The sequence below is a fragment of the Variovorax sp. 01N429 genome, from assembly GCF_056399425.1.
The window spans coordinates 598,731-607,491 of the sequence record NZ_JBFTRG010000002.1 but is presented as its reverse complement, the minus strand read 5'-3'; the positions used below and the strand labels follow the sequence as shown (position 1 = coordinate 607,491).

8 protein-coding genes are annotated in these 8,761 nt (G+C 63.2%); 1 reads left to right on the top strand and 7 read right to left on the bottom strand.

Annotation, left to right across the window (positions count from 1 at the left end; translation table 11 throughout):
* The 6 genes from AC1DSF_RS06080 to AC1DSF_RS06055 form a co-directional block, all read right to left on the bottom strand.
* Positions 1-569 (bottom strand): UxaA family hydrolase (locus AC1DSF_RS06080; RefSeq protein ID WP_478182455.1); only part of this gene is annotated, 569 nt, incomplete at its 3' end.
* A gap of 13 nt (positions 570-582) precedes the next feature.
* The gene (locus AC1DSF_RS06075; RefSeq protein WP_478123952.1) at positions 583-1,593 is read right to left on the bottom strand and encodes a lactonase family protein; all 1,011 of its coding nucleotides are present in this window, start codon (positions 1,591-1,593) and stop codon (positions 583-585) included.
* 24 nt (positions 1,594-1,617) lie between these two features.
* Positions 1,618-2,970 carry a TRAP transporter large permease gene (locus tag AC1DSF_RS06070; protein WP_478123951.1) on the bottom strand — a complete coding sequence of 451 codons (1,353 nt, stop codon included), beginning with the start codon at positions 2,968-2,970 and terminating at the stop codon, positions 1,618-1,620.
* Positions 2,961-3,455 carry a TRAP transporter small permease gene (locus AC1DSF_RS06065; protein WP_478123950.1) on the bottom strand — a complete coding sequence of 165 codons (495 nt, stop codon included), beginning with the start codon at positions 3,453-3,455 and terminating at the stop codon, positions 2,961-2,963. The genes AC1DSF_RS06070 and AC1DSF_RS06065 overlap by 10 nt, the downstream gene beginning before the upstream one ends.
* Positions 3,456-3,465: 10 nt before the next feature.
* Positions 3,466-4,452, bottom strand: coding sequence for a TRAP transporter substrate-binding protein (locus AC1DSF_RS06060; protein ID WP_478123949.1), 987 nt, complete (start codon positions 4,450-4,452; stop codon positions 3,466-3,468).
* Positions 4,453-4,503: 51 nt separating this feature from the next.
* On the bottom strand, positions 4,504-5,337 hold the full coding sequence (locus tag AC1DSF_RS06055) for an NAD-dependent epimerase/dehydratase family protein (protein WP_478182454.1): 834 nt from the start codon (positions 5,335-5,337) through the stop codon (positions 4,504-4,506).
* 166 nt (positions 5,338-5,503) lie between these two features.
* Here AC1DSF_RS06055 and AC1DSF_RS06050 point away from each other — a divergent pair, with 166 nt between their 5' ends.
* Positions 5,504-6,355, top strand: coding sequence for a FadR/GntR family transcriptional regulator (locus AC1DSF_RS06050; protein WP_478123947.1), 852 nt, complete (start codon positions 5,504-5,506; stop codon positions 6,353-6,355).
* A gap of 102 nt (positions 6,356-6,457) precedes the next feature.
* Here AC1DSF_RS06050 and AC1DSF_RS06045 read toward each other — a convergent pair whose 3' ends face one another.
* A complete protein-coding gene (locus tag AC1DSF_RS06045) occupies positions 6,458-8,695 on the bottom strand; it encodes a glycoside hydrolase family 28 protein (RefSeq protein ID WP_478123946.1) in 2,238 nt (745 codons plus the stop codon).
* Between the last annotated feature and the right edge of the window lie 66 nt (positions 8,696-8,761).

Below are 8,761 nucleotides of genomic sequence, written 5' to 3'. Positions count from 1 at the left end.
GTGCGGATCGGCACGACGGCGTCCGGCGCATCGATGGCCACACCGCAGCCGTAGGTGTGCTCCAGCGCCACCACGTCATCGACGTTGGGGTATTTCGGCAGCAGCTCAGCCTTGATGCGCTGCACCGCGAAGTCGGTCACGCCCGCCACGCACTGCACGGTCTGCGTGATCGCCAGGATGTTGCGGGTGCCGACGGAGCCGTCCGGATTGCGATAGCCCTCGAAGGTGTAGCCCTCCAGCGGAGGCATCTCGGGCGGCTTGACCGTCGCGATGGGCAGGCCTGTGAGTTCTCGCGCGGCTGGCATCCTGAGCAGCCGCTCGTGCACCCAGCTGCCTGCGGGGATGTCCTTGAGCGCATAGCCGATGGTGACGTTGTAGCGGCGCACTTCGCCGCCTTCGGGGATGTCCACCAGGGCGACCTTGTGCGCCTGGGGGACCTTGTCGATCAGCGTCAGGCCCGAGGGAAACACGGTGCCGGCGGGCAGGCCGCCGTCGTTGGCCACGATCGCGACGTTGTCACGATCGTGCATGGTGATGTAGAGCGGTGAACGGTCGAGCGTGGATGACATGGAGGTACTTCGATCAACTGTCGAGCATGATGCTCTCGATCCAGTTGGGACCCTGGCCGGCGGGGCATTCGGCGAGGGCTTGCAACGAGCCGGTCTGCGTGTCGATTTCGTACAGGCGCAGCCGATGCGAACGCTGGCCGGCCGCGATCAGGAAGCGTCCATCGGGCGTGATGTTGAAGCCGCGCGGCTGCGATTCGGTGGGCACATGGCCGATGAGCGCGAGCGCACCGCTCGCCGCGTCGACACGGAAGCCGGCAATCGTGTCCGAACGCCGTTCGCTGCTGTAGAGAAAGCGACCGTCCGGCGTGAGGTGCAGGTCGGAAGCCCATGGCTCGCCGCTAAACACGGGCGGCAACGTGCTGATGGTCTGCAGCGGGCGCAGTGTGCCGGCAGCTGGATCGAACGCCAGCACGTCGATGGCCGCATCGAGCTCGTTGAGCAGGTAGACGAAGCGCGAATCCTTGCTGAAGACGAAGTGCCGGGGGCTCGCGGACGCATGCGGTTGCAGCGTCGGCGGTGTGTTGGGCGTCAGCTCTCCAGTCTCCGAATTGAAGCGGAGCTGGACCACGACACCGGCGCCCAGCGTGCTGGCGAACACAAACTGGTTCGACGGATCGGCCTGGATCGCGTGCGCATTCGGGCCGGTCGGCAGCACCTGCTGCGTCGCCCGTACGACGCCGTTCGCGTCGATGGGGTTGACCGCGATCTGATTGCCGCCGTAAGAGGCGCTGAACAGGTAGCGGCCTTCGCGATCGGTCGCGATGTACGCCATGCTGTGCGGCAGCGCCGCGGCGCCGAGCGCGGCGAGTTCGCCCGTCTTGGGATCGATAGCGAAGCTCAGTGCCTCTCGCGGCTCCGAGCGCCGCGCCGCATACAGGCGACGGCGATCGGGGCTCAATGCGAGCGGCATCACTTCGCCGCCGACCGGTACGGTCTGCACCGGAACCAGCGCCGGTTGGCCCGGATCCAGGTGCAGCACGCTGATGTCGCCGCTTTCGGCATTGGAAACGTAGACGCAGAACATCGTCAGGACACCATCCAAGCGAGGTCAGAAGACCGGATGGCCGTTGATGATCGACGGCAGCCAGGTCGAGAACGAGGGCACATACGTGACCAGCGTGATCGCAATGAAGATCGCCAGGTAGTAGGGCCACGCAGTCTTGGTGGCCTCTCCGATGGAGATCTTGCCGATCGCGCAGCCAATGAACTGCACGGTGCCCACCGGCGGATGCACGAGCCCCAGCGCGCAGTTGAGCAGCAGCATCATCCCGAACTGCACCGGACCGACACCCATCTGGATGGCCAGCGGCAGGAACAACGGCGTCGTGATCAGGATGTGCGCCGCCATGTCCAGAAAGACGCCCAGGAAGATCTGGATGATGTTGATGTACAGCAGCATCAGCCACGGCGTCGTGGTCGCGGCCAGCAGGGCGGTTTCGATCGTGTCGGGAATTTCCAGGTACGCCATCTGATAGCGCAGCATGTTCGACACGCCGATGAGCAGCAGGATCACGCCTGTCGTCTTCGACGCCTTGGCCAGCGACTTGAGCAGCTTCTGCCTGGTCATCGTTCGATAGACGATGACGGTCAGGATCAGCGAGTAGGTCACCGCGATAGCCGCCGCTTCGGTCGCCGTCGTGATGCCCTCCATCACGCAGAACAAGATGATCGCGATCACCATCAGTCCGGGAATGGCGGCGATGAAGGTGCGCAACACCGTGCCCCAGCCGGGAAAGCGCTCGACCATCGTGGTGCCGTCCGCGCGCCTTGGGTAGCCGTACTTGGCGGCTTGCCAATAGGCTGCGACCAGCATGCAGACCATGATCCAGAAGACCGGGATCAGGCCGGCGAACATCAGGTCGCCGATCGACACGCCCTTGATGACGTGACCGGCGATCTCGCCCACTGCCGCTTGCGCTGCGAAGGCATAGATGATCATGTTGTGCGAAGTCGGCATCAGCGCGCCCGAGAGCGATGCGTGCGTGGTGACGTTGACCGCGTAAGCGGCGCTATAGCCTTCCTTTTTCATGATCGGGATCAGCACCCCGCCCATGGCCGAAGTGTCGGCCACCGGCGAGCCCGAGACGCCGCCGAACATCGTGGAGGCCACCACGTTGGCAAGGCCGAGACCGCCCTTCCAATGCCCGACCAGGCTGCGCGCGAAGGCGACGATCTTGTCCGCGATGCCCCCGTGCAGCATCAGTTCGCCCGAGAAGATGAAAAAGGGAATGGCAAGGAACGAGAACACGTTCATGCCCGAGACCATCATCTGGATCGCAGTCTCGAAGGGCAGCCCTTCATAGGCAAAGGTCAGGAGACAACTCAGCCCGATCGCGAAAGCGACCGGCATTCCGAGAACCAGGAAGACCAGGAAACTGATGGACAGCAGTGTCAATGCCATGATGGAACGACCTCGTGGCCGGAAAATTGGGAAACGAGGTGCTCGATGGAAAACAGCGTGATCAGCACGCCTGCGGCGAGAACCGGCAGATAGCGAATGGCTTCGGAAAGACCGAGCGTCGGAATGGTGGTGTCACGCGTGGACACCGCCATCTCGACGCCGCCGAAGAACAGGGCCACCGAAAACGCGATGGTGAGCAGGTACACGATGAACTTGCACCAGAACTGCCCCTTGGGCGGCAGCGCCTTCACCAGTGAATCGAGGCCGATGTGTCCGGCGTCCCGCACTCCGGCGGAAGCGCCGAACATGGCGACCGACACCACCAGCAAGAGCGCTACCTGTTCTACATAAGCGGGTGCGTCGTTGAAGGCGTAGCGAAGCACCACGCCATAGACGACCACGCTCAGCAGGCCCACCAGGCAGATGCACGCGAAGTACATCGCCCAGCGCGACAGCTTCGCGTTGAGTTGGGTTAGCAAGGTCATCGCGCCGATGTCATTGGGTGTCGACGATTTCCTGCACCAGCGCCTTCAACTCGGGCGTGGTCGCGAACTTGTTCCACACCGGCTTCTCGACTTCGACAAAAGCCTTGCGGTCGATGTCGGCTGCGGGAACGATCTTGGCGCCGCCCTTGATGACGGCTGCCTTCGCGTCCTTTTCACGCGGCTCCCAGAGCTTCACGTAGTAGGGGATGGAGTCCTTGGCGGCCTTGCGGATCTGCGCTTGTTCTTCCTTGGGCAGGGTGTCCCAGATTTTCTTGGAGAACACCAGCACTTCGGGCGTCATGACGTGCATGGTTTCCGAATACACGGGAGCGGCTTCGTAGTGCTTGGCTTCTTCGTACGACGGGTAGTTGTTCTCGGCGGCATCCACCAGCCCGGTCTTGAGGCCGGTGTAGACCTCGGCGATCGGCATCGGTGTCGGCGACGCGCCGGCGGCACTCACCAGGCTCACCATCAGGTCGGAAGGCTGCACGCGGATCTTCAGGCCCTTCATGTCGGCCACGTTCTTGATCGGCTTCTTGGCATAGACCGAGCGCGCACCGCTTTCGTAGAAGGCCAGGCCGACGAACCCGGCCTTGTCGAAGGCCGCGAGGATCTTGTCGCCGGTCGGGCCGTACATCACCTTGCGGAAATGGTCGATGTCGCGGAAGAGGAAGGGCAGCGACGGAATGACCGACTCCGGCACGATACCGTGGAACGAGGCGCTGCTGACGCGCACCATGTCGAGCGCGCCGATCTTCACCTGTTCGACCGTGTCCTTCTCGGAGCCCAGCGAGCTGTCGGCAAAGATCTTGATCTTGTCCTTGCCGCCGGTTGCGGCCGACAACTGCTCGCTCATGTAGTTGACCGCCTTGTTGGTCGGGAAATCCTTCGCGTGGACTTCCGCGGAACGGAAGTCGCGTGCCTGCGCATGCATGGCGGCGAGCGAAAGAACGGCGGTGGCCATGACGCTGAGAAGCTTGCGGTTTGGAGTCTTCATGTCTCTTCCTCTGTTGTCGAAATTAAGGTCTTGAAAAAGGCGAACGGGAAATCAAAAGGGGCCTTGGGCGGTGAATGCGCCGCCCTGGTAGATGGCGTTCGGATTGGTGGGCGCGACGGGAGGCTGAGCCTCGACCTTGGCGCGGAACACCTCGGAGCTGTCCTTCGGCACAAAGCCCAGCTTTGCCGCTGCAACGCTGTTGTCCCACCACACATCGCGGTTGGCCGACACGCCATAGACGACGAGATGCCCGACGTCCGGCGTGAATAGCGACCGCTCGATGAGGTCGGTGAGGTCGGCATAGCTGAGCCAGGTGCTCATCATTCGGCGATTGGCCGGCTCCGGGAAGGACGATCCGATGCGGATGCTCACGGTCTCAATGCCCCAGCGATCGAAGTAGAACTGCGCTACGTCTTCTCCGAAGGATTTCGAGAGGCCGTAGTAGCCGTCGGGCCGGCGCATTGCGTGTGTATCGAGGTGCTCGGTCTGCTTGTAGAAGCCGATGACGTGATTCGAACTGGCGAAGATGACGCGCTTCACGCCGTGCTTCCGTGCCGCTTCGTAGATGTGAAAGACGCCCTTGATGTTGGCTTCGAGGACTTCCTCGAACGGGCGCTCGACCGAAACCCCACCCAGATGGACGATGGCATCGCAGCCGGCCACCAGTGCATCGACCGCGGACTTGTCGGCGAGGTTGCAAGGCACCGTCTCCTCGAAGCTTCCTTGCGCCGGCGCGAGCGTGGCGACGTCGGACAGGCGCAGGACGTCGGCGTACGGACGAAGGCGCTCGCGCAGTACTTTGCCCAGGCCGCCCGCAGCGCCGGTCAGCAGCAGGCGACCGAGTTTGTTGGAAGGCCTGGATTCAGGTCCGGTATTCGTTTGCATGGAAATCGTCCTCAGCGGCTTTGCGTGATTTGAAAAAACGGGAATTTGCGCGAGGTGAACGCCGCCGATGCGATTAGCGCAGGCAGTCGAATTGCGCAATGATCATGGGTTTGAGGAGATGTAACTTATATGTTGTCGTACAACGCTGTCGGATTATGATCGTGCCATGCAACCGTTGACTCCGGGTAATCCCTTGGTTCAGGCTTCGCCTGTCACATCGGTCGGCGGCGCGGCCAGCGCCTTGCCCGGCGATGCCTTCGTAGGTCGGCCACGACAGAGAGCACGTGGTCTGGCGCATACGCTCGTGGAAGACCTCACCGTGAAGATTCGCGACGGCGCGCTGCGTCCGGGCGACAAGCTTCCGACCGAGTCCGAAATCATGCAGGCCTTCGGCGTCAGCCGCACCGTGGTTCGCGAGGCGCTGTCGAAGTTGCAGGCTGCCGGGCTGGTGGAGACCCACCACGGTGTCGGTACCTTCGTGTTGCAGCCGCGGGCGGGCGGGGTGTTTCGTCTCGAGCCTGGCGACGTTGCCACATCGGTCGATGTGCTCGCGGTGCTCGAATTCCGCATCAGCCTCGAGACGGAATCCGCAGGCTTGGCAGCGACGCGGCGCACCGACGAGCAACTGCTCGCCATGCGCGAGGCGCTCGACGAGTTTCAGACCAACATGGCGCAGGCGGGCAATACCGTGCCGGCAGACTTCCGCTTCCATCTGCAGATTGCGCAGGCCACAGGCAATCCGTACTTCGCGGACATCATGGCCCACCTGGGCACCGCGATCATTCCGCGCACGCGCATCAGTGCGATCCGCAAGCACGAGCAGGGTGGCGAATACCTGAGCCGCGTGAATCGGGAGCATGAAGAGATCTACGCGGCCATTGCACGGCAGGACCCCGACTCCGCGCGCGCCGCCATGCGCATTCACCTGACCAACAGCCGCGAACGACTGCGCATCGCTCAAGAGGCAGCCAAGAGCGGTTCCGAAAGCGCGCAGGCGCAGAGTCCGGCGCCGCGCTGAGCTCCGGCGCGGGGGCAATTCCCGCAAGTTGTATGACAACACGATGCAAATGGCCGACCGGCGCGCCGGTCGGCCATTGTCATGAGCCGTTCACCTTCGCCTTCAAGGAGCCCAGTGCGTTCCGAACGGGTTCGATGCGCCGATGGCGGGGAAGTCCACGAAAGCCTGGCTGCAGTCGAGGATCTGATCCGGCTTGACCTTTTCAGTGGCTTCGCCGTTGAGCACGATGCGGTTGGCCGTCGACGCAAAGATCGGCAGGTTGACGCCGTCGAGCGTCAGGTTGGCGTCCGAAGCAATCACCGAGATTTGAGTCGGGTTGTCGGCGACCACATCCTTCAGCGACATGACGAGCGGATAGCCGGGCAGGTAGCCCGTCGGGTAGGCAGCCGTCGGAGTGAAGTAGCCGCCCGTGTTTGCCGCAAAACCTTGCAGCTTGACGTTGCCTTCGCCGAGGATGCGCACATTGCTCAACTGGATGTCGTGGAAGTTCGGCACCTTGGGGCCACCGCTCGGAAGAGCCTTGGTGCTGTAGTAGGGCGTGAACAGCAAGGCGTTCTGCGCATTCTGGATGCAGATGTTCTTGTACGAGATGTTGCTCACCTCGCCGCCGCGTGCGTAGTCCGACTTGATGCGCAGCCCTTCTTCGGAATTCACGAAAGAGTTGTCGTAGACCTGCACGTTGGTGACGCCCGCGTTGGTTTCGCTGCCGATCGAAATGCCATGGCCCCAGTAGATGTGGTTGTGCGCGATCATGATGCCGTAGGCGCGATCGCTGCGCTTGCCGCGGTTGCCGTCGATGCCGAAGCCCACGGCGTTGGGGTTGTTGCTGCCCTTCAATGCGATGTCGTCGTCGCCGGTGCTGACGTAGTTGTAGGCAAAGACGAAGTTCTTCAGATAGCCGTCGAAGGACATCTTGCTGGCGGACGTGGTCTTGCTGCCGGTCGTCATGGCGCTCGACTTGGCGCTCGACGACGAGCCCGGATCGAAAGCATCGGTGTTCTTCACGTTGTCCGCGTTGAAGGTCTGGCCCGTGTACAGCGGGTTGCCGTTGCCCGCCGGGTTGGCAAAGGCCGCCAGCGTCGGCGTCTGCACCTTCACGCCCCAGATCGTCAGGCCGTCGACCCCGCTCGGCACGACGTGGAAGTTGGCGCTGTTGTTAAGGCTCACCTTGTACAGCGTCAGGTTCTTCGCGTAGTTGAACACCATCATCCGGAAGTTCGATTGCGAGCCGGAGCCCGTGGTGCCGTTCTGAACCATGTTGCCGAGATAGGCCAGGTCCCACCAGGTCATGTTGCGGGTCGACGACTTCGAGTCGACAAAGGTGCCGCCGTTGTCGCAAGGCGTGCCGTCGGGCGCCTGGGTGCCTGCAGCAAAGGCAACGTAGGTGTTGGAGCAACTCAGGTCCACCTTGGTCAATGGGTAGCGCGCATTGGTGGTGACGATCTCCGCATAAGCGCGGCTGTCGATGCTGCCTTCGCCGACGACGGCCGAATTGACGGTGTAGTCGCCGCCGATCAGCGGCAGGCAATTGCCGGAACTGCCTGCCTTGGTGGCGCTGACTGCCGTATTCGCGCAATAGGTGGTGGGCAAGCCGGTCGTCGCGTTCTTCGGCATGTAGGCCATGACGTCACGCGTGGCGTACAGGGTCGCGCCCTTGTCGATCCACAACGTCACTCCCGACGGCAATGTCAGCGGACCTGAGATGAAGCCGTTGCCCGGGCCGCTCTTGTTGGCCACCAGGCGCACTGCGAACTGCGGCGCCTTGTACTGTGGCTTCGCCAGCTCTTCGCCGGATGCGCCTGCGATATTGATGTTGGGCAACGCCGCCTCCTTCTGGCTGGCCGTCGCCGCCGCGTCTGCGCTTGCAATGGCGGCGCCGACCGCGCTGTCGACAGCGGCGCCGCAAGCGTCCAGAGCGGCCTGGATGCGCGCTTGATCCGGATTGGCCGTGGCGGCGCTCACCGCCACACCCACGCCAGGAAGGGACGGATCAGCTTCGGGGGGCAGGGCACCGTCAGGACGACGAACGAGCGTGTTGCTCGCTTCGAGGGTCGCGCAGACCTGAGCATCGGTCGGAAGGGTGGGTTCGGCAGGCAGGTCGGGGTCGAAAGTCGTGGTGCCGACCTGGAAGACGTTGGCCTTGGCCGAGTTTGCCGACGCCGTATCCGCCGGTTGCACGGCCGTGGCTGTTGCCGCGGCCGTCGGGCTGCTCGCCGTTGCCGAGAACGCGCCGCCGCTGCTGCCTCCGCCGCAAGCTGCGAGCATGGCTGCCGCCGCAAGCGGCAACATCCAACGCGCGATCGACTGGACGCCGATCGTCTCTGATTTCTGCAATGTCATTGGGGCTACCTTTTTGAAGAAGGCTGGCTTAAGCGCGTTCGATGCCGCGTCGCTTGCGACACGGCA

Bases quoted from the DNA above. Each gene is read 5' to 3' on its own strand.
- AC1DSF_RS06075 (WP_478123952.1), bottom strand. From the start codon at position 1,593: ATGTTCTGCGTCTACGTTTCCAATGCCGAAAGCGGCGACATCAGCGTG.
- AC1DSF_RS06070 (WP_478123951.1), bottom strand. From the start codon at position 2,970: ATGGCATTGACACTGCTGTCCATCAGTTTCCTGGTCTTCCTGGTTCTC.
- AC1DSF_RS06065 (WP_478123950.1), bottom strand. From the start codon at position 3,455: ATGACCTTGCTAACCCAACTCAACGCGAAGCTGTCGCGCTGGGCGATG.
- AC1DSF_RS06060 (WP_478123949.1), bottom strand. From the start codon at position 4,452: ATGAAGACTCCAAACCGCAAGCTTCTCAGCGTCATGGCCACCGCCGTT.
- AC1DSF_RS06055 (WP_478182454.1), bottom strand. From the start codon at position 5,337: ATGCAAACGAATACCGGACCTGAATCCAGGCCTTCCAACAAACTCGGT.
- AC1DSF_RS06050 (WP_478123947.1), top strand. From the start codon at position 5,504: ATGCAACCGTTGACTCCGGGTAATCCCTTGGTTCAGGCTTCGCCTGTC.
- AC1DSF_RS06045 (WP_478123946.1), bottom strand. From the start codon at position 8,695: ATGACATTGCAGAAATCAGAGACGATCGGCGTCCAGTCGATCGCGCGT.